The sequence below is a fragment of the Streptomyces sp. YS-3 genome, assembly GCF_045257485.1.
Taxonomy (GTDB): domain Bacteria; phylum Actinomycetota; class Actinomycetes; order Streptomycetales; family Streptomycetaceae; genus Streptomyces.
In genome coordinates this window covers 1-19,307 of the sequence record NZ_JBJHPC010000072.1, presented here as the reverse complement: position 1 = coordinate 19,307, position 19,307 = coordinate 1, and the positions used below count along the sequence as shown (strand labels likewise).

Annotated in this window: 18 protein-coding genes; 7 read left to right on the top strand and 11 right to left on the bottom strand. The window is 71.1% G+C overall.

Annotated elements, in window-relative coordinates; all coding sequences use genetic code 11:
• Window positions 1–6: 6 nt before the first annotated feature.
• The 4 genes from ACJA3G_RS09595 to ACJA3G_RS09580 form a co-directional block, all read right to left on the bottom strand.
• Window positions 7–2,364 carry an Orn/Lys/Arg decarboxylase N-terminal domain-containing protein gene (locus ACJA3G_RS09595; protein WP_406552478.1) on the bottom strand — a complete coding sequence of 786 codons (2,358 nt, stop codon included), beginning with the start codon at window positions 2,362–2,364 and terminating at the stop codon, window positions 7–9.
• Between the two features lie 153 nt (window positions 2,365–2,517).
• A complete protein-coding gene (locus ACJA3G_RS09590) occupies window positions 2,518–3,198 on the bottom strand; it encodes a TMEM175 family protein (protein ID WP_406552477.1) in 681 nt (226 codons plus the stop codon).
• Window positions 3,199–3,223: 25 nt separating this feature from the next.
• On the bottom strand, window positions 3,224–3,955 hold the full coding sequence (locus ACJA3G_RS09585) for an SDR family oxidoreductase (RefSeq protein WP_406552476.1): 732 nt from the start codon (window positions 3,953–3,955) through the stop codon (window positions 3,224–3,226).
• Between the two features lie 137 nt (window positions 3,956–4,092).
• Window positions 4,093–4,827, bottom strand: a complete 735-nt coding sequence (locus ACJA3G_RS09580) for an SOS response-associated peptidase (protein WP_406552475.1) — start codon at window positions 4,825–4,827, stop codon at window positions 4,093–4,095.
• 121 nt (window positions 4,828–4,948) lie between these two features.
• Between ACJA3G_RS09580 and ACJA3G_RS09575 the strand changes: the two genes are divergently transcribed.
• Complete coding sequence (locus ACJA3G_RS09575; RefSeq protein WP_406552474.1) at window positions 4,949–5,404, top strand: MarR family winged helix-turn-helix transcriptional regulator; 456 nt, start codon at window positions 4,949–4,951, stop codon at window positions 5,402–5,404.
• Window positions 5,405–5,440: 36 nt separating this feature from the next.
• Here the strand turns inward: ACJA3G_RS09575 and ACJA3G_RS09570 are convergent, their stop codons facing one another.
• Window positions 5,441–6,292, bottom strand: coding sequence for a dienelactone hydrolase family protein (locus ACJA3G_RS09570; protein WP_406552473.1), 852 nt, complete (start codon window positions 6,290–6,292; stop codon window positions 5,441–5,443).
• Between the two features lie 97 nt (window positions 6,293–6,389).
• Here ACJA3G_RS09570 and ACJA3G_RS09565 point away from each other — a divergent pair, with 97 nt between their 5' ends.
• The 3 genes from ACJA3G_RS09565 to ACJA3G_RS09555 all read left to right on the top strand — a co-directional run bounded on the left by ACJA3G_RS09565 (window position 6,390) and on the right by ACJA3G_RS09555 (window position 9,050).
• Entirely contained in the window at window positions 6,390–7,424 is a 1,035-nt protein-coding gene (locus ACJA3G_RS09565; RefSeq protein WP_406552472.1) for a GlxA family transcriptional regulator, read from the top strand.
• A gap of 44 nt (window positions 7,425–7,468) precedes the next feature.
• Entirely contained in the window at window positions 7,469–8,128 is a 660-nt protein-coding gene (leuE, locus tag ACJA3G_RS09560) for a leucine efflux protein LeuE (protein ID WP_406552471.1), read from the top strand.
• A gap of 133 nt (window positions 8,129–8,261) precedes the next feature.
• Window positions 8,262–9,050 carry an HAD family acid phosphatase gene (locus ACJA3G_RS09555; RefSeq protein ID WP_406552470.1) on the top strand — a complete coding sequence of 263 codons (789 nt, stop codon included), beginning with the start codon at window positions 8,262–8,264 and terminating at the stop codon, window positions 9,048–9,050.
• Between the two features lie 69 nt (window positions 9,051–9,119).
• On the opposite strand, the gene rox is transcribed toward ACJA3G_RS09555, so the two are convergent.
• The gene (gene rox, locus ACJA3G_RS09550; RefSeq protein ID WP_406552469.1) at window positions 9,120–10,574 is read right to left on the bottom strand and encodes a rifampin monooxygenase; all 1,455 of its coding nucleotides are present in this window, start codon (window positions 10,572–10,574) and stop codon (window positions 9,120–9,122) included.
• Window positions 10,575–10,820: 246 nt separating this feature from the next.
• On the opposite strand from rox, the gene ACJA3G_RS09545 reads away from it, so the two are divergent.
• Window positions 10,821–11,207 carry a chaplin gene (locus ACJA3G_RS09545; RefSeq protein ID WP_406552468.1) on the top strand — a complete coding sequence of 129 codons (387 nt, stop codon included), beginning with the start codon at window positions 10,821–10,823 and terminating at the stop codon, window positions 11,205–11,207.
• Window positions 11,208–11,234: 27 nt separating this feature from the next.
• On the opposite strand, the gene ACJA3G_RS09540 is transcribed toward ACJA3G_RS09545, so the two are convergent.
• Window positions 11,235–14,051 (bottom strand): type 2 lanthipeptide synthetase LanM family protein, encoded by a 2,817-nt coding sequence (locus ACJA3G_RS09540; protein ID WP_406552467.1) that lies wholly within the window; start codon window positions 14,049–14,051, stop codon window positions 11,235–11,237.
• Between the two features lie 281 nt (window positions 14,052–14,332).
• Window positions 14,333–14,533, bottom strand: coding sequence for a DUF6229 family protein (locus ACJA3G_RS09535; protein ID WP_190087684.1), 201 nt, complete (start codon window positions 14,531–14,533; stop codon window positions 14,333–14,335).
• Window positions 14,534–15,154: 621 nt separating this feature from the next.
• On the opposite strand from ACJA3G_RS09535, the gene ACJA3G_RS09530 reads away from it, so the two are divergent.
• Entirely contained in the window at window positions 15,155–15,916 is a 762-nt protein-coding gene (locus tag ACJA3G_RS09530; RefSeq protein ID WP_406552466.1) for a class I SAM-dependent methyltransferase, read from the top strand.
• An 88-nt stretch (window positions 15,917–16,004) separates the two neighbouring features.
• Here ACJA3G_RS09530 and ACJA3G_RS09525 read toward each other — a convergent pair whose 3' ends face one another.
• Entirely contained in the window at window positions 16,005–16,457 is a 453-nt protein-coding gene (locus ACJA3G_RS09525; RefSeq protein ID WP_406552465.1) for an iron chaperone, read from the bottom strand.
• 178 nt (window positions 16,458–16,635) lie between these two features.
• Complete coding sequence (locus ACJA3G_RS09520) at window positions 16,636–17,139, bottom strand: cupin domain-containing protein (protein ID WP_406552464.1); 504 nt, start codon at window positions 17,137–17,139, stop codon at window positions 16,636–16,638.
• Between the two features lie 256 nt (window positions 17,140–17,395).
• Between ACJA3G_RS09520 and ACJA3G_RS09515 the strand changes: the two genes are divergently transcribed.
• Window positions 17,396–18,271 (top strand): NAD(P)H-binding protein, encoded by an 876-nt coding sequence (locus tag ACJA3G_RS09515; protein ID WP_406552463.1) that lies wholly within the window; start codon window positions 17,396–17,398, stop codon window positions 18,269–18,271.
• Window positions 18,272–18,306: 35 nt separating this feature from the next.
• On the opposite strand, the gene ACJA3G_RS09510 is transcribed toward ACJA3G_RS09515, so the two are convergent.
• Window positions 18,307–19,041, bottom strand: a complete 735-nt coding sequence (locus ACJA3G_RS09510) for a hypothetical protein (RefSeq protein WP_406552462.1) — start codon at window positions 19,039–19,041, stop codon at window positions 18,307–18,309.
• Window positions 19,042–19,307 lie beyond the last annotated feature (266 nt).

Here is a 19,307-nt window from a genome sequence, read left to right as displayed (position 1 = left end):
CCCCCCTCACTCCCCCGACCGGTTCTCCTCCCGTACGCACTCGATCAGGTAGTCACCCGTGTCCGGGTCGACGACCACGCCGTGGGCCTCGCTGTGGAAGCCGGGGAAGGCGCGGTCGAAGGCCTCCAGGGCGCCGAGGTAGCGCAGGACGGGCCCGTCGGGGGCGCCGAGGGCCTCTCCGGGCATCAGCACGGGGATGCCGGGCGGAGTGACCGTCACCATGGCGGCGGCGACCCGGCCCGAGGCCTGCGCGAGGGGCAGGCGTTCGGTGCCGCCGCGGATCAGCTGCTGGTAGCAGCGCTGGGGCGGGACGACCGGGCGCGGCAGGTCGCGGAAGGCCGTGTCCAGGGCGTCGATCAGGTCGGCGCGGGTGAGGTGTTCGTGCATCTCCTGGCACAGACCGCGCAGGGTGGTCCGGCCGTAGCGCTTCGGATAGGACTCGACGAGCCGGGGCAGCACCTGTCGCAGCGGGGTCTGCGCGTCGTGGAGCGCCTTGAAGTCCATCAGGGCGTCCATCAGGGTGCCCCACTTGCCCTTGGTGATGCCCATGGAGAAGAGGATGAGCGTGGTGTACGTGTCGGTCTTCTCCACGACGATGCCGCGCTCGGCGAGATAGGCGGTCAGGATGCGCGCCGGAATACCCCACGGTTCGCTGCGGCCCGCCGCCGACACCCCGGGACAGGTCAGCGTCACCTTGATCGGGTCCAGCATGCACTGACCCGCGCTCAGACCGGGGAAACCGTGCCAGTCGGCGTCGGGTTCGAGCTCCCAGCAGCCCGGTTCACGAGCGAGCAGCGCCGGTGAGGCGTCGGCGAACGGTGTACGGGACCCGGTGTCCGGATCGACCACGGTCTCGGGCTGCCAGACGCCGAAGAACCAGCTCGGGCGGTCCCCGGCGGCGGCGATACGGCGCCCGATACGTACGACGGCCTGCCTGAACCGGATGGCCTCGGTGACCGCCTCGTTGATCAGCCACTGGCCCTGCGGACCGTCCATCATCGCCGCGGCCACGTCCAGGGAGGCGATCGCGGGATAGAGCGGCGAGGTGGTCCCGTGCATCATGAACGCCTCGTTGAACCGGTCGTGTTCGACCGGGGCACGGGGAGACGACCGTACGTGCACCATCGCGGACTGGGAGAGCGCGGCCAGCAGCTTGTGGGTGGACTGGGTGGAGAAGACGGTGGGCCGTTCCCCGCCGTCGAAGGTGTCCGGGCCCACGGCCATGCCGTACCGGCGGGCGTAGAGCGGGTGGAAGCGCGCGTACGCGAACCAAGCCTCGTCGAAGTGGAGCCGCGGGGTGCTGGGCGCCAGGGCCCGCGCGGTCTGCACGGTGTCGTAACACAGCCCGTCGTACGTGGAGTTGGTGATCACCGCGTACTGGGCGTCGGGGGAGACCGCGCCCGGTGTCAGCGGGTGGGCGGCGATCCGTGCGGCGACCGCGTCCGCGGCTGTCTCGCTCGCGGGGAGCGGGCCCGCCAGGCCGTAGCCGTTGCGGGTCGGCACGAGGTAGACCGGGCGCGCCCCGGAGATCACGAGACCATGCAGCACCGACTTGTGGCAGTTGCGGTCCACGAGGGCGATCTCGTCGGTGGTGACGCAGTAGTGGCCGACCATGCGGTCAGCCGTGGAGTCGCCGTGCAGGACGAAGTACGTGCGGTCGGCGCCGAAGATCCGGGCGGCGTGGCGCTCGGCCTCGCCGATGGGTCCGTTGTGCTCGAAGAGGGAGCCCAGCTCCCCCACGGAGATGGAGAGGTCCGTACGGAACAGGCGCTCGCCGTAGTAGTCGAAGAACGCCCGGCCCACCGGTGACTTCAAGAAGGCCACACCGCCCGAGTGCGCGGGGGTGTGCCAGGAGTATTCGTGCGCGTCGTCGAAACGCCGGAGCGCTTTGAAGAACGGCGGAAGCACCGCGTCGCCGTAGGCGTGTGCGGCGTGGGCGACCCGGCCGGCGATGAAGGAGGGGGTGTCCTCCAGCGGCCAGATGTACCCGACGACGGTCTCCGCCACCCACAGCGGCAGTTGCTCCAGGCCGTGGTCGGAGTCCTCCGGCATGACGACGAAGACCGGCAGGTCCTTGAACCGCCGGGAGATCTGCCGCAGGGCGGCGGCGCCGCCCGTCTCCGCGCCCTGTGTGTCGGCGTCGGTGGGCTTCCCGTTCGCGGACGGCAGCTCCCACGCCACCACGGCTGCCGTAAGACCCGCCTCGGTCCGCAGGGCCGCGCAGGCGGCCTCCGCGGTCCGCGCCCAGCGCACCTCCAGGCCGCGGTTCTCCAGCTCCTTGCCGATCCTCCGCAGTTGCTCCGCCCCGGCTCCCCCGCCGAGGGGATCCTCGCGCAAGGCCAGCAGGACACTACCGTTCGCCATGACCATCTCCACCCACGTCGCACGGACAACTCAGGTGGCAAGCATCCTGCGCCCGGAGGAGGGCAGGTGGAGGGTGACGCTAAACCACCCGTATGAGTACAGGCAGGTGGAGGTCGGCGTCCCGACGCCGGAGCCCCCACCCCCCGAGGAGCGTCAGAAGCGGTCCAGCGGCCATACCCTGGGCGCCAGCGCGGAGTTGATCTGGAGCAGCACGATAAGTCCGACGCTCAGATACGTACTGAAGACGCCGAGCAGCACCGAGACGGCGTACAGGATCTGGGCGATCACGATGCGCCGTTCGGCCGCCGCCCGCATCACGTGGGTGAACGCACCGTCGCCCTCGCCGTGGGTGAAGAGATCGGCCCGTGCCGCGTACCGCAGACTCGCCAGCAACAGCATTCCGAGCAGGAGCAGATGGAGCCAGTACACCACCAGCGCCAGGCGGAAGGCGGTGTACTCGGCGAGCAGGGCGGTCGAGAACGGCATCAGGGCGACCGCGGTGAGGAACGCCAGGTGGATCCAGGTGAGGTGGCGGTCGCCGCGCGCCAGGTGAGTGAGCTGGGTCTGCTGGCCGACCCAGAACATGCCCAGGGTCAGAAAACCCAGCAGATACACCAGCATGTGCGGGGCGAGGTGGCCGAGCTGTGACGCGAGTCGCCGTTCGGCGGCCCAGGAGCCGTCGGACCACAGGGGTCCGGCGCCGTGTCCGTCGGGCATCTCGGGCACATGCAGGTCGAGGACGAGCAGGGTCATCGCGACGGCGAAGATTCCGTCACTGAGGGCGGACAGCCGTTCCAGGCTGCTGCCCGCGAAGCGCTGATACAGGTTTCTCACGGCTCGTCCCCCGTGCGCCCGTGGATCAGTGGACCTGACCGGCCGGACGGACCACCACGCTGTTGACCTCCACCCCCGTCGGCTGGCCGAGCGCCCAGGTGATGGCGTCGGCGACGTTCTCCGCCGTCATCACCGGACCCTGCGGGGCGGCTCCCTGCGGATGGCCGCTCCAGAAGGGGGTGGCGACGCGGCCGGGGGCGATCAGGGTGACACCGACCCCGGAGCCGGTGACCAGGACGCGGGTGTTCTCGGCGAGGGAGGTGAGGGCGCTCTTGCTGACCGAGTACATGTTGCCCGGGGTGTTCTTGATACCCGCGGTGCTGCCCACCAGGACGATCCGGCCGCCGTTGGCGGTGAGTTCCGGGAGCGCCGCCTTCACCAGGAGGGCGGGGCCGAGGACGTTCACCAGCAGCATCTCGCGCCACTGCTCGGGATCGCCGTCGGCGAGGTTGTCATGGGTGGAGAAACCGGCGTTGGCGACGACGCGGTCGAGCCGCCCGAACGCCTTGACGGTCGCTTCGACCGCCGCCCGCACGGCGGCGTAGTCGGTGGTGTCGGCGGCCACGGCCAACAGGGCTTCCCCGGCCCCGAGTTCAGCGGCGAAGGCATCGAGCTTTGCCTGATCGCGTCCGGTTACGGTGACCCGCTGGCCGTCCGCGAGAAGCCGCCGCACGGTCGCCGCCCCGATCCCGCTGGCCCCGCCGGTGACGAGGGTGACCGGACCGTCACCGTTGACGACCTGTTGACCGCTGCTCATAACTCCCCCTGGAACCAAGCCGATGATCAGCGACTGTCCTATCACGCACCCTGCCACCCCGCACCCAAATTCCACACCACAGACGGCCGTTCCGGCCGGTCCCCCTGAGGGGGCGGTCTCCGCTTACTACACCCCCGTCACCCCTCCAGCAGCTCCGGCCCATTGTTGCGCACGTTGTTCACCGCCGGGGAGACCGGTCGGGCGTCCAGGTGGCCGTCTGCAGGGCGGTCCAGCAGGGCGCGCAGTTCGTCCGGGTCGTGGTGGTGGGGGTCGAGCCAGGCGTCGTAGTGGTCCTCGGTCAGCGCCAGGGGCATGCGGGGGTGTACGCGGCCGGCCGCGTCGGTGGCCTCGGTGGTAATGATGGTGCAGGTCACCACCCACGCACCCGGGTCGTCGTCGTGTTTGACGGAACGGTCGCGCCAGTACGCGTACAACCCGGCGAGCGCCATCACCTGGTCGTCCTCGGGATGGATGAAGTACGGCTGCTTACGGGGTTTGCCGGTGGCCGGGTCCTTCTCCTGCTGCCACTCGTAGAAACCGTCGGCGGGCAGGAGACAGCGGTGCTTGAGGAACTCGCGGCGGAAGGCGGGCTTCTCGTGCACGGTCTCCACCCGGGCGTTGATCATGCGGGCGCCGGCCTTCACGTCCTTCGCCCACGGCGGCACCAGGCCCCAGCGCAACGGCCGCAACTGCCGACCCACGGGTCCGGCGTCGTCGTGCCCGCGCGCGGTGCGCTCCAGGACGGCCCACACCTCGTCGGTCGGCGCGACGTTCCAGCTCGGCGCCAGGCGCTCCTCCGTACGCCAGTCGGTGACGCGGAAGAGGCGGACCAGGTCCTCGGGGCTACGGGTGGAGACGTAACGGCCGCACATGGAACCACTGTGCCACCGGCGGCACCACGGGAAACGCGGGACGCGGCGTCGGCGGCTGCCGCTGGCTCGCGGCCCGGGAAAGAGTTGACCTCATGTCCACTTGAGGTTTTACGGTCGCCGCATGACGATCAAGGAGTACCCCCAGGACACACTCGCCGCCCAGCCGATCGGCTACTGGAGCCGAGAGGCCGCGGGCCTGGTCACCGATGGTCTGCGCGCCGCACTCGCCGTGGAGGACCTCACCCAGCCGCACTGGTGGGCCCTCAACCACATAGCCGGTGCCCCCGGGCACTGGACCCGGTCCTCGCTCACCGCGAAGCTGACCCCCTTCGACGACCAGCACACCGTCTTCGACGCCGTCTTCACCGACCTCGCCTCCCGTGGCTGGATCGCGGAGACCGACGGCACGCTGGTGCTCACCGAGGCGGGTGAGGCGGGGCGCCTGCGGGCCCACGACCGTAACGCCGAGGTGCACACACGGCTGCGGACGGGCATCGACGACGCCGCCTACGCGGCGACCATCGACGTCCTGCGCCGCGTCGTCGCCAACCTCGGCGGCAACGGCGATCTGCCCTAGGGCGCGCCTCACCGACACGGCTCAGCGGCCGGGCGGTCAGGGGGTGCGGGCGTCGGCCCTTTCTCCAGGTGGGTTCAGCCGTTCGGCCAGGAACGCGAGGATCTCGTCCCGGGCCTTCACCGTGGGGTGCCCGGCCTCGTCCACGAGGTGGGCGGTGACGACACTGTGCGGGGTGGCGACCACGTCGGCGAAGAACGGCGGCGGGTCGGTGCGGGCGCAACCGCCGTCCAGGACACGGCCGTCGAAGGCGTCGCCGAGGAGTTTGCGGTAGGCGGCGAAACGCTGGCCGGTGCACCAGCGGTCGTTGTCGAAGCGGTAGGCGAGCACCTTGAGTCCGTCACGGGCGACGCGGTCGCGGACCGCTGCCGCGTCCTCCTCGCCGATCTCCAGCCCGGCGGGATCGTCCAGCGGCAGCGAGGGGTGGTTGAGGACCGGCGCCACGACGGACGGCTCCAGCGCCATGGTGAGCGCGAAGTTGCCGGTGAAGCAGAGTCCGATCGCACCGACTCCCGGGCCGCCGCATTCGGCGTGCGCGAGGCGCGCGAGCCCGCGCAGCCAGGCGGTGACGGGGCTGGTGCCGCCGTCGGCGAACGCACGGAACTCGGCGCTGACGCACGCGCGCCGCACGATCTCGGTCCCGGCTTCGGCCGTGGGGTAGGCGCCGTCCACCCCGAACAGCGAGGGGACGTGGACGGTGAAGCCCGCCTCCCGTATCCACCGTGCCAGCCGCAGGACGTCGGGGCTGATGCCGGGCATCTCCGGCATCAGCACGACGGCCGGCCCGGCCCCGGCCACGTACACCGTCTTCACCACTCCCTCGACCTCCACGAGCCGACGGGAGAAATCCTCGATCGCGTCGTCGTCAGGGCGTTCGTTGGCAGCACTCATGGCGGCAAGCCTGCCCGCGTGTGCCCGTGCGCGAGGAGGGGCCGGATCGCCATGCACGACGGTAATCTCGCCATGAGCCACGACGGGAGGAGGCGGCGTGAGCGCGTTGCGTGTGGGGGTCCTTGCCTATCCGGGGTGTTTCGCCTCCGAGGTGTTCGGCGTGCCCGATCTGCTGACGATGGCCTCGCATGTCGCCGGGCCGGGCCACGCCGGGTACGAGGTGTCCGTCGTCTCGCCCCGCCGTCACGTCACGGCGTCGGGCGGCGCGGCCCTGGGCGTCGCTCCGCTGCGCGAGGTCGACGTCCTCGTCGTACCGGGCTTCGAGCTCGTGCCGGGCCTCGACCTGGACACCGTCCTCGCCCCCCTCGCCCCGGAGATCGCGGCGATCCGCTCCCACTGCGCCACGGGCCGTGCCGTGGTGTCGATCTGCGTCGGTGCGTTCCTGCTCGCCGAGGCGGGACTCCTGGACCGGCGCCGAGCGACGACGTCATGGCTCTTCGCGGACGAACTGTCCCGGCGCTGCCCCGGCGCCGATGTCCGCCCGGACCGCCTGGTCGTCACCGAGGAGGGGGTGACGACGACGGCTGCCTTCAGCGCGATGTACGACTTCGCGCTGGACCTGATCCGCCGGCACAGCGGCGCGGGCGTGGCACGGACGACCGCGCGGATCGCCCTCGTCGACGACGCGCGTACGTCACAGACCCCCTATGTCGACGCGCGGCTGCTGCCGCGCCCCGGCGACGAGTTCTCCCACCGGGTGATGCGGCACCTCGACCAAACCCTCGCCTCCCGTTACGACCTCACGGCTCTGTCGGACGCCTTCAACGTCAGCACCCGGACCCTGCTGCGGCGCTTCGCCGAGGAGACGGGCCGGAGCCCGCTGGAGTATCTGCAGTCCGCACGCGTCCGGCGCGCCCGCCACCTCCTGGAGACCACGGACCGTACCGTCGCCGGTATCTCCTCGGCGGTCGGTTACCGGGACTCCGCGACGTTCGCGGCCCTGTTCGCCCGGCACACCGGGCGGCGTCCCAGGGACTACCGCGCGGCCTTCCGACGCGCGGCGCCGGGCGAACGGCCGGGGGAGGTATCCGCCGCAACGCACGAGGGAGCGGCGCCCGGCGCCGCATCGTGAAACACCCCCGCCCCACCTCGCACCGGTGTGCGACACTCCCCCGCATGCTGGGTGTAACCGATCTTCCGACATACCTCATGGGCCTGGTGCTGATCATTTTGGCGCCGGGGCCCAACTCCCTGTACGTGCTCTCCGTCGCGGCCCGGCGCGGTGTGCGTACGGGATACGTCGCCGCCGCCGGGGTGTGGACCGGGGACACGGTCCTGATGACGCTCTCCGCGCTCGGGGCCGCCTCGCTGCTGCAGACGACGCCGCTGCTGTTCGCCATCGTCAAGTACGCCGGCGCCGGGTATCTCTCCTGGATGGCGCTCGGCATGCTGCGCCAGGCCCTCGGCATGTGGCGCAACCGCCACGCGGTGGCCGAGCCCGCCACGGCCGACGAACTCCAGCAGGGCGCGGCCGTCGAGCGGCCCTACCGGCGCGCACTGGTGCTCAGCCTCTTCAACCCCAAGGCGATCCTGTTCCTGATCTCCTTCTTCGTGCAGTTCGTGGACCCGGGGTACGCCTATCCGGCGCTGTCGTTCCTGGTGCTCGGCACCCTGCTCCAGCTGGCGAGCTTCCTGTATCTGTCCACGCTGATATTCAGCGGGACCCGGCTGGCCGCCGCCTTCCGCCGCCGCAAGCGGCTCTCGGCGGGCGCCACATCGGCGGCGGGCGTCCTCTTCCTCGGCTTCGCCGCGAAGCTCTCGCTCAGCGGGGTGTGAGCCTCTCCCCCTCCGCACAGCCGCACCGCACACGGTGGGTCCGTCCCGACGGACCCACCCTTTCGTTACCCGCCGGTAAAGAATTGATCAAACACCCTGGCGGGACCCTGTGTGATGCGCGTAGACCTTGCCCATGCGCACTGTCACCAAGACCGCGGCAACCGTCGCCGCCCTCGCCGTCACCGGCGCCGCCTTCTACGGCGCCGGCGCGGCCACCGCCGGGAACAGCACGCCGAAGAGCGACAAGGAGATCCCCAACATCACCAAGGTCGAGGACAGGATCAACGCCTATTACGGCGGTGCTCCCGACTCGACCGGCGCCTACCAGGCCTCCCCCACCAGCAACTACGCCAAGCAGGTCGCCTCGATCGAGGCCCGTGCCAAGCGCCGGATCAGCCAGGCCGCCGAGCACCCCGGCCACGACGGCCGCAAGCCCGCGATCGTCCTCGACGTGGACGACACGACCCTGCTGACGTACGACTACGAGAAGAAGAACGGCTTCGCGTACAACGCCGCCGCCTTCAACGCGTACGTCCAGAGCGCGCGCTCCATAGCCGTCTTCGGGATGCCCGACCTGGTCAACTACGCGGCCAAGAAGGGTGTCACCGTCTTCTTCCTCACCGGCCGCGACGCCTCGCAGCGCGAGGCGAGCGCCACCAACCTCACCTCGGCGGGCTACGGCGTCCCGGTCGACAGCGCGCACTTCTTCCTCAAGGACAAGGTCAATCCCCCGGCCTACCTGAGCTGCGCCAAGCCCACCTGGACCTGCTCCACGGTCGACTACAAGGCGGGCACCCGCCGGCACATCGAGAGCCTCGGCTACCGGATCGTCGCCAACCTGGGCGACCAGTACACCGACCTCGCGGGCGGCCACGCCGACCAGACGTACAAGATCCCCAACCCCATGTACTTCCTGCCGTGAGCGGACCGGCCGGGGCGCGCTGCCACACGGCACGCCCCGGTCGGCGGCCGGCCGCGGCGGGGTGGCGGGTCACCGGGCGGGGTTCGCTCCGTCGGCCACCGCCGCCGCGCCGAACCAGGTGGGCAAGTGGGCGAGCAGATCCCCGCGGTCGTCACCGACCCACGCCACATGGCCGTCCGGCCGCAGCAGTACGGCGGGCACGTCCAGTTCGGCACCGGCGTCGACGACGTGGTCCACCCGGTCCGACCAGCCCTCCACCGAGAGTGAGCCGGTCCGGTCGAGCAGCAGGCCGCGGCCCCCGCGCAGCAGCTCGTACAGACGCCCCCGCGTCAGCCGCACGTCCCGCAGCCGTCTGCCGAGGAGTGCGTGGCCCTCGCCGAAGTCGTAGGCGACGTCGACCGCGGTGATCATTCCCGTCACGTACCGGTTCACCTCCTCGAAGTCCATCAGCTTCGCGAAGAGGTTCCGCAGCGCGGTCGCACCGGCGTCGGCGCCGAGGAGCGTGATCTGCGCGCGGGTGTTCTCCAGTACGGCGGCGCCGACCGGGTGCCGCTCGGTGTGGTAGCTGTCGAGGAGCGTGTCGGGCGCCCAGCCGTTGACGGCGCCGGCCAGCTTCCAGCCGAGGTTGAACGCGTCCTGCACCCCCAGGTTCATCCCCTGACCGCCGGTGGGCGGGTGGATGTGCGCCGCGTCCCCGGCGAGGAACACCCGGCCGACTCGGTAGCGCTCCGCCTGACGGGTGGCGTCCCCGAACCGCGAGAGCCACCGCGGCGAGTGCACCCCGAAGTCGGTTCCCGCGTACGCGCGCAACCGCTGCTTGAAGTCGTCGAGGGTCGGCTCGGCCGCGCGGTCCTCGGTGATCCCGTCGGCGGGCACCACGACGCGGCACACACCCGTGGCGTCGGGAGGGCCGACGGCGAACCGGAACTGCGTCCGATTGACCTCCTTGACGGCGGCGGCGACCGTGGCGGGGTCCTCGGCCACCTCCATCTGGCCCAGCAGCGTCTCGACCGTGGCCGGTTCGCCGGGGAAGGCGACACCGAGCAGTCCGCGCACGGTGCTGCGGCCTCCGTCGCACCCGACGAGGTAGCGCGAGCGCACCCGCGTGCCGTCCGCCAGCTCGACATCCACCCCGTGCTCGTCCTGGTTCAGCCCGGCCACTTCGCAGCCGCGCCGGATCTCGGCACCGAGTTCCAGGGCACGCTCGGTGAGCAGCCGCTCGGTGACCGGCTGCGGGGTGGCGACGCCAAACGGGTGGGCCGTGTCCAGCCCCTCCGGCCACGCCTTCACCACACCGCCGAACAGACCACCGACCTGGAACTTCTCACTGACCGCGAGGAACCGGTCCAGCAGGCCGCGTTGGTCCATCACCTCGACGCTGCGTGCGTGCAGGCCCTGCCCGCGCGACTGCTCGGTGGGCTCGGTCAGTTTCTCCAGTACGACCACGCGCACTCCGTGCAGCCGCAGTTCACAGGCGAGCATCAAGCCGGTCGGTCCCCCGCCGGCGACGATCACGTCGATCATGAATGTTTCCCGTTTCCGCAGGTCCTGGCATCGGCCTGTGAGTCTGCGGCATGACGGGGGTCTTGCCGCAAGCCCCCCGGTGCGCTATACCTTGAGAGTGGCAAGGAGCGGACGAGCTCCTTGCCTTCGTCGTTTCCCGCGGTCTCCTCCTCCCCGTTCCGCCTCGGACACCGGCCGCTTCGGGCAAGTGAGTGAACCGTCCGATCCCGGCGCGCGGGATCGTATTCCAACGGTTTTCATGTCCATATGACCAACACCAAGAAGTACCTGCTCGCCGCTCTTGTCGGCACTGCCCTGACCCTCGGTTCCGCCGCTCCCGCCATGGCCGACCACGGCCCGGGCCACGGTTACGGCGGCCACGGCTCCTATGGCGACCGCGACCACGGTGACCGTGACCACCGTGAACACGGTGACCACCGCCAGCACGGTGACCGTGACCGCAATGACCGGGACCGCGGTGACCGTGACCGCTGGGACAACGACCGCGGTGACTCCCGCGGCGGGGAGTGCACCAACCATGGCAGCGCCTACGCCGAGGGGTACGTCGCCAACTCCCCCGGCTTCCTCTCCGGCAACCTGATCCAGGTCGTCATCGACGCCCCCATCAACATCTGCGGCAACAGGATCGGCTGACCAGTCCGAACCTTCCAACGCCCCCCTTCAGTCCAGGAGAAGGGGATTGGGCAGGGCGGCCCCGGGGTGCATCCGCAGCAGGGTGTGGAGCACCCCGGCCAGCCCCGACATCAGGCTCGGCGAGAAGGCCTCGCGGGCCAAACCCCCCACCGGCCCGCGCTGTTCGAGGCCGCTGAGTATCTCGCCGTCGAGGTCATCGGCGTCACCGGCACCCACGGACGTCAGGAACTCCCACAACCCCAGGTCGCCGTGGCACAACGTGTGGCTCCAGCCGAAGCCCTCGGCGGCGCAGGCCTGTGCGGCGCGCCGGGCCATGTCCAGATGGGCGGGGTCGCCCGTACGCCGGTGCAGGTCGAGCATGCCGATGCCGATCCCCGCGCTCCCGTGGCACCAGCTGGTGAAGAAGTCCTCCTCGGCGCCGACGCGCACATCGAGCCAGTTGCCCTGCTCGGGCCGGTAGAGCGACTCCTGGAAGGCGAAGGCGCGTTCGCCGAGACGGGCCCAGGCGCGGCGTTCGGCCGCGGAGCCCGCGTCGCTCAGGGCCAGCCGGGTCAGCGCCCAGCCGATGCCGGTGGCGCCGTGCGCGAAGCCGCCGATGCCCTCGGGGTTGAGCCGGGTCGTCCAGCGCGCCCCCTCGGCGTCGACATCGGCGAGCCCGGACAGCCGACGGCCGATGCGCGCGGCGGCGTCGAGCCAGCGGTCCTGCCCGGTCTCCTGCGCCAGGTTGAGCAGCGGAACGATTCCCCCGGCCGCCCCGTTGAGCAGATCCACCTCCACGTCGTCCTCGACCAGCGGCCCCTGTGCGAGCAGCAGCGCCCGCTGTGCCGCCCGCTCCACCAACCACCCGTCACCGAGCACCCGGTGCAGCGCCAGCCACGTCCACACCTGCGACGCCGCCCCGCTGAACGCGCCGGCCGAGGGTGTCGGCGTGCGGTCCTCGGTGCCGATGAGCACCCGCAGCGCGCCCTCGAACGCCTCGGAGACACCCGGCACTTCGTCCGCCCGCCCGGCCCGCGCCTCGGTGACGTACTCCGCGAGCGTCAGCGCCACACCTCCCTGCCCGGTGTACAGGTCGGCGGGCAGCACCCTGATGGACCATCCGGCCGGGGTGAAGACCGGACTGATCCAGGTGACCGTGCCGTCCTCGCCGCGCACCGCGCCGTCGCACAGCCGGCGCACCATCTGGGTGGCCAGGTCGCGGCGCCGCCGCTCCCGGTCCCGGGCGTGCGGGTCGCGGGCGGCGGCCTGGACCCGCTGGGGCAGTGAACGCTCGTTGAGGTAGGCCCCCACCAGCGCGTCCTGGATCACCGCCTCCTCCAGGGGCAGATCGGCGGTGCGCCAGTCCTCGACCGTCGCGTGTACGACGGCCGCGTCCACCACGAAGGTGGACATCGGGACGTCCCCGGCCAGCAGGTCCGCTATCTCGCCGTCGATCGCCGCACGCTCGGTGGGGGCGCCGGGCAGCACCTCCGCGTTGCGCCGCAGGATGTCGCGGGCACGCTCGACGGCCGCCGCCTCGTCGTGCAACGACGCGGGGTGCCACAGCATCCTCCCGATGTCGACGTACGCCTGTGTCGGCCGCAGGATGCGCCGCACCTGTGCACCCTCGAAGCGGCGCAGCATCCTGTACGGGTCGGTGCCCGGCCGGCGCAGTCGCGCGGTCATCTCGCGGAAGCCCGCCAGGACCCGGTCCCAGTACGTGCTGAGCACCGGGGTGGGGCTGGGGTGGTTGCCCGCGGTGGGCATGGCCACCAGGTCCACTTCGAAGCGGGCCGCGGCGGTGCCACCGTCCGCGATCACAGGGTTGGGAATCAGCGGCTGCTGGCCGGGCAGCGCCCCGACCCCGGAGATGTCCACCCCGCCCAGTGCGAAGCCGGTGCCGCGTACGGGCAGCAGTCCGGTGCGCAGCACCGTACGGCGGATGGCCGCCGCCGCCACGTCCACCGCGTCGCCCCGGCCGCTCGCCGGGAAGGGGGCGGGGGCGTCGAAGAGCGTCTCCGCGTCGACGATCACCGGCACCGGGCCCGCCGCGATCATGTTCTCGGCGTGCATGTCGGTGCCGCCGGTGAAGCGCAGGACGGCGAGCCAGTGCCCGACGTTGCGGTAGAACGCGGCGAGTTCGACTTCGTCCGCGCAGTAGCGGTGGCGTACGAACTCGGCCCAGCCATAGCCGTCGCGCACCAGCGTCCGGGGGACACGGATACGCTCATCGGGTCGGGGCGCGTCGGGGAAGTCCGCGAACACGTCCTCCAGCAGCTCGCCCAGAGCCACATCCGCCTGCGAGGGGCGGGGTTTGTACATGACGCTGCCGCCGTCGAAGTCGACCCGGCTGACCGTCAGACCGCCCCGGTGGGTGTCGCCCTCGCCGAAGACGACGGCCCGTATCTCCCCGGCGGGCGCGCCCAGGAGCGGTGCCAGCAGTTTCCGGTCGGCTGCCAGCCGTGCGGCGAAGCCGGCTGTGGCCGTCACCGACAGCCTCGCCACCGAAGCGATCCGCGGTCCGAGCGTTGGGTAGCGGTCGGCCAGCCGGTCGAGGTAGTCCTCGTCCTCGGCCTGTTCGATGAAGGCGCACCAGGTCGCCGTGTCGTCTCCCGGGTGTCCGCCGCCTTCCGCCATGCGCAGGGCGTGCAGTTCGATCAGGAACAGCCGGGACAGCTTCGCGTGCAGGGAGCCGAGCAGGGCGGTGTGGCCCGCCTCCAGCACCACATCGCGCTCGGCGCTCGTCAGGGCGTCCACGGCGGCCAGCCGCCGGGCCAGCTCCGCACGCCATGGCCGGGCGATGCTGCGTACGGGGCGGACGAACCACTCCGCCTCGTCCTTCTTCTCCGGCGCCGATCGGTCCAAGGCCCGCCCCTTCCCCATCCGTCACACGTCGGCGCCGTCGAGGCGCCCCACCCGTTGCTCCACCACGTGCTCCACGCGGCGTGGGGAACCGCGCGACCAGCCCCGGCCCGCAAGCGCGCCGCGGCATGGTGAGCGGTTCCCCACCCGTCTTTCTTTCCTTGTTTCCGTACGCTTCTGTCCACGAGCGTCACCCGGCGGCGGCGCGCCCCTCGGGCGCGCCGGCCGGGATGCTCAGGAGGCGCGCCCCGCGGAAGGACCTCTGCGGGGGCACCCATGAACGGTCAGCAACACCAGCTTCCGCGCGAGCCACTCGGGCTGGAGCAGAACCCGTACAGGGAGTCGCTCGGGTCGGTCAGCGCGGCCTCGGCGGCGGCGCCGCCGACGTAGAGCGGACCGGCGGGGTTGGACTGGCCGTACGCACTCTCGGCGCCGGACAGCCAGGCGTTGAGCACGGCGGTGGCGGGAACACTGGTCTGGGGCATCTGCGGCCTCCGGACGTAGGAAAGTGGGCGGACTGCCCAGTGCCGAGTATTGCCGGATCCGAACACCTGTCAGATGACTAATCCGGCCACAGTCCTGGGGGTCTGGAGCGCGGTATCGCGGTCCGTGGGACGGCGGTTGACGGCGGTGCGGGGAGGGCGACGGCCTGCTCCCGGGCCACGGGAAGACGTGTTCGGCCTCTGGCGTGATCGACTTGGATGGCCGCATTGCGTCTTGACGTTCGAAGCAGACAGCGCGAAGAGGGCATCCGGCACGCAACGCGTCGGCCACGTCGATGTGGCGGGAGGCGGGGCCGGGCGGGCCGTGGAAAGGGTGTCTGCCCGCCGCCCGATGGCGGGCAGACACCCGCGGCGCACGCCGAGACGGGGGACCTCCGCGTTCACCGCACCCGGCGGCCGGGCCAGGAGAGAGCCCACCGCCGGAGCCACAAGGGCTGGAACGAGCGTGACAGCCACCGTCCCCGGCTCAACAGCAACCCCTCGGCCAACAAAGCCGGGACGATGGCCGACGCGCGCAGGACGGTGTCGCGAGGCCGCGCCCGATCCCGTCGGACCCGGCAAGGGCGGCCGAGCCCAAGGGGACGCATGGGGAAGGATGGCCGTATGACTTCTGTTTCGCGCGCCCTTTCCTTCAGCACGGCTGCCGCCCAATACGCCGCGAACCGCCCTTCCTACCCGCCTGTCCTCTTCGACGCCATCGAGGAGATCACGGGCCGCCCGCTCGCCGGCGCTCGCGTCGCGGACGTCGGCGCGGGCACCGGTATCGCCACGGCGTTACTGCACGAGCGGGGCGCCGAGGTCATAGCCGTCGAGCCGGGCGACGGCATGGCCGCCGAGTTCCGACGCGCCCTGCCCGAGGTGCCGATCGTCCTGGGTGACGGCAACGCGCTGCCGCTCGCCGACCTCTCCCGCGATCTGATCACGTACGCCCAGTCCTGGCACTGGACGGACACCAGCCGCTCCGTGCCGGAAGCGCTCCGTGTGCTGAGGCCCGGCGGCGCGCTCGCCCTCTGGTGGAACACGGGTGCCCCCGACGTGCCCTGGGCCGTCGCCCAGGACGAGCGCGTCGCGCACTGGAGCGGCCTCCGGCCCCAGGACCGTCGCCGGCCCGACGACAGCAGCGCCGGCCGTCTCGCGGGGCTGGCCGGTCTTCCCCACACCCGTCGCCTGCTCCGCTGGAGCCGGACCGTACCTCTCGGCACCCACCTGGCGAACATCACCAGCCACTCGGCGTTCCTGGTGCTGGACGAGGCCAGGACACAGGAGTTCCTGGTCGAGGAGCGCGAGCTGCTGGGCGAGGTCTTCCCGGACGGCATGGTCGAAGAGACGTACGTCGTCGATCTGTTGGTCATGACCAAGCCCTGACGGGCGGCCCGGACAACGCATGACGAGGCGGTCTCGGTCGGCACCGCTGGTGCGCTGAGGGGCCCGGCACGCCCCGAGGGCGCGCGCCTCAGCTCACCGCCTGCTTCACGAGCGCGGCGATCCGCGCCTCCACCTCGGGCGTCACCTCGGTCAGGGCGAAGGCGGAGGCCCACATCGTGCCCTCGTCGAGCTGGGCCTGATCGCTGAAGCCCAAAGTGGCGTAACGGGTCTTGAACTTCTCCGCGCTCTGGAAGAAGCAGACGACCTTGCCCTCCAGTGCGTACGCCGGCATCCCGTACCAGAGCTTCGGCGCGAGCGTCGGAGCCGTGGCGGTGACGACCGCGTGGACGCGCTCGGCCATGATCCGGTCTGGGTCCCGCATCTCGCCGATCTTCGTGAGAACGTCCTGCACCGCCTGGGCCGCCTTGTCCGCGCGCGAGGTGCGTCTCGCGGCCGACTTCAGCTCCTGGGCGTGATCCTTCATCGCGGCCCGCTCCTCGGCCGAGAATCCCTCGTAACCGCGGTTGTCGGTGCTGCTCATGACGCATCCTCTCCTTGCTGACCTTGAGCGGACTGCTCTGGAGAAGACCCTAGCCAGGGGCACTGACAACGGCGCCCGACGACAGCGCTCGGGCCTCGGGACGCGACAACCGACTCGGGCGAGCGGTGCCGTCACCACGGCACCGCCGCCGGTCGCGCGCCCGGTTGTTCCCGGTTGTTCAGGACGCGGCGACGGCGAGCGCGGCGCGCCAGGCGGGGCTGTCGACGTAGTGGTTGTCGTAGCGCTCGGAGGACTCCGCGATCTTCTTCGGGTCGGTCTCACCGCGCATCACGCTGCCGAGCAGCCGCAGGTAGTCGAAGCGGCCCATACCGGGCGTGAAGGTGAAGAGGACGTCGGCCTCGCATCCCGGGGCCGCGGCGAAGGCGTGCGGGGTGTGCGGGGGCACGGAGAGGAAGTCCCCGGCGTTCAGGATGGTGACCTCCTCGCCCACCAGCACCTGGAGGGAGCCGCTGATCACGAAGAAGAGTTCCGTCGCCTTGGTGTGGAAGTGCGCGGGAGCGCCGACGGCTCCCTTGGCGAAGGTGGAGCGGTACGAGGTGAAGCCGCCGCCCGGTGCGTCCGTGTCGGCCAGCAGCGTCATGACACTGCTCGGGTCGGCACAGGTCTCGGCCTCGGCAGCGCGGGTGAGGACGGCGTCGGAGGTGGCGTTCGTGCTGTTCATGGTGGTTCCCCGTTCGGTCTTGCGGCGGACTCGGTGTCGCTGTGATCACTACTTTACGTAGCTCAAAGACCCGTCAAGGAGTGCAATTCACGGCTGGAATCCGAGGTCAATTGGAAGGCCGGGGGCCGACGGCCCACAGGCTTCTGGGCGGCCCCACGGCCAGACTTACGGGCTTACGGGCTTGCACGGCGAGATGACCGGGTACGCGGCACCCTAGAGTGCAGACTGCCCCTGAAGTCCACGAAAGGGACACCCGATGACCATCGCGGTGACCACACCGACCGGACACGTGGGATCGCGCGTGGTGCGGCTGCTGCTGCAAGCCGGCGTCCGCCCGCGCGTCCTGGTCCGCGACCCGGACCGCCTGGACGACGAGACCCGGGCGCGCGTCGACGTACGCCAAGGCGACCTGACGGACGCCGAGTTCGTCCGAGAGGCGGTGGTGGGCGTGCGGACGGTCTTCTGGGTGGACCCGACGCCCCACACCACGGCCGACCCGATCGACACCTCGCTGCGTAACGCGGCGCCCCTCATCGAGGCGGCTCAGGCCGGGGAGGTGCCGCGAGTGGTGCTGCTCAGCAGTATCGGGGCGGAGAAGCGGCATGGGGTCGGGCACATCGACGCGCTGGCCGGGATCGAGGAACGGCTCGACGCGACCGGCGCGGACGTCCTGCACCTGCGCTGCGCGTACTTCTTCACCAACTTGCTGTTCGACCTCGACGGAATCGCCGACGGTGTCCTGACGACGGCGTTCGATCCCGACCACCCGATGCCCTGGGTCGACCCGCGCGACATCGGTGACGTGGTGGCCGCCCGGCTGCTGAGCGACGCCTGGCAGGGCCGCGTGGTGCAGGCCGTCCACGGACCGGAGGACCTCACCTTCCGCCAGGTCGCGCGGATCCTCACCGACGCGCTCGGGCGCCCGGTCCGGGTGAACCCCGTCGACGACGACGCGACGAGGGACGCGCTGCGCGCGGCGGGGCTGCCCCCATCGGCGATCGAGGGCATGGTCGGGATGACCGCCGGATCCCGCGACCTGACCCCCGAGCAGCCCCGCGACCTGCTCACCACCACGCCCACTCCGCTGAGCGGCTGGGCTCACGCGCATCTGCGGCCGTTGCTGGAGAAGTGACGGGCGGGGCGCGCCCGTCACCGCAACCGGTACCCCTAGTTGAGCGGGCACCCCTTGGGCATCTTGGCGAAGTCGGTGTACCCGTACTCGATGTTGCCGCCCTGGGTCTTCACCTTCAGCTGCGGCGACCGGCCGGCCGGCTGCAGGATCTCGGCGTAGATACCGGCCGACTCCGGGAGCTTGGGTCGGGTGCGGTCGAGGGTCCCCCACCGCACGATCTGCGTGCCGTCGCCCCAGTCGTAGAAGCGCACCGAGGGGCCGTTCGGGCTCATCGTCATCCGGGCCTCGGTGCCCGCGCCGATGTCCTCGTGCTGCACGACGGTGCACTCCTTGATGACCAGGCCTTCGTCGAGCGAACAGCCCTTGGGCAGCCTGGGGAAGCTCAGGAGCCCGGACTCGCCGTCCCTGCCGCCCTGGGTCTTGGTCAGCAACTGGGGCTTCGAGCCGTAGGGGTTGAGTATCTCCTCCTCGATACCCGCCGACTCCGGAAGCGCGGGACGGCTGCGGTCGAGGGTGCCGAACTCCTTGATCTGCGTGCCGTCGGCCTGGTCCAGGAAGACGACCGAGGGGCCTTGCGGGCTCATCGTCATCCGCGCATCCGTGCCCGCGCCGATCGAATCCGTCTTGACGACGGTGCACTGAGCGGCGGACGGTGCGGCGGAAGAGGCGCTGCGGGCGCCGTGCGACGAGGCCGCGTACGCGGTGGTCGGGAGAAGGGCGGAACCGGCGAGCGCGGTGACGGCTAATCCGGCGCGAAGGGCGTAACGCAAGGCAACTCCTGTGTGGGGACGTACTGATAGAGACAATGAACGACACACCGGCCGCCCTCCTCGAACCCCGGCATTATGGCGGGCTGGTACGGGAGGAAGTAGCGGTGTATGAGTGAATCTATGAGGACTTGAGCGGCGGACCGGTCCATTCCATGTCACGGAATCGATACCGCCTCGGAGCGCCCGCCACCCGCGAAGTGAACCCACCGCCCGCGAACGGTCCACGTCAGGTGCCGAACTCACCCGCTATGCGTGCGCGCCCACCC

Coding starts and splice junctions, on each gene's coding strand:
- ACJA3G_RS09555 (WP_406552470.1), top strand. CDS start 8,262: ATGCGCACTGTCACCAAGACCGCGGCAACCGTCGCCGCCCTCGCCGTC.
- ACJA3G_RS09570 (WP_406552473.1), bottom strand. CDS start 6,292: ATGAGTGCTGCCAACGAACGCCCTGACGACGACGCGATCGAGGATTTC.
- ACJA3G_RS09580 (WP_406552475.1), bottom strand. CDS start 4,827: ATGTGCGGCCGTTACGTCTCCACCCGTAGCCCCGAGGACCTGGTCCGC.
- leuE (WP_406552471.1), top strand. CDS start 7,469: ATGCTGGGTGTAACCGATCTTCCGACATACCTCATGGGCCTGGTGCTG.
- ACJA3G_RS09535 (WP_190087684.1), bottom strand. CDS start 14,533: ATGCCCCAGACCAGTGTTCCCGCCACCGCCGTGCTCAACGCCTGGCTG.
- ACJA3G_RS09545 (WP_406552468.1), top strand. CDS start 10,821: ATGACCAACACCAAGAAGTACCTGCTCGCCGCTCTTGTCGGCACTGCC.
- rox (WP_406552469.1), bottom strand. CDS start 10,574: ATGATCGACGTGATCGTCGCCGGCGGGGGACCGACCGGCTTGATGCTC.
- ACJA3G_RS09515 (WP_406552463.1), top strand. CDS start 17,396: ATGACCATCGCGGTGACCACACCGACCGGACACGTGGGATCGCGCGTG.
- ACJA3G_RS09525 (WP_406552465.1), bottom strand. CDS start 16,457: ATGAGCAGCACCGACAACCGCGGTTACGAGGGATTCTCGGCCGAGGAG.
- ACJA3G_RS09530 (WP_406552466.1), top strand. CDS start 15,155: ATGACTTCTGTTTCGCGCGCCCTTTCCTTCAGCACGGCTGCCGCCCAA.
- ACJA3G_RS09575 (WP_406552474.1), top strand. CDS start 4,949: ATGACGATCAAGGAGTACCCCCAGGACACACTCGCCGCCCAGCCGATC.
- ACJA3G_RS09520 (WP_406552464.1), bottom strand. CDS start 17,139: ATGAACAGCACGAACGCCACCTCCGACGCCGTCCTCACCCGCGCTGCC.
- ACJA3G_RS09585 (WP_406552476.1), bottom strand. CDS start 3,955: ATGAGCAGCGGTCAACAGGTCGTCAACGGTGACGGTCCGGTCACCCTC.
- ACJA3G_RS09595 (WP_406552478.1), bottom strand. CDS start 2,364: ATGGCGAACGGTAGTGTCCTGCTGGCCTTGCGCGAGGATCCCCTCGGC.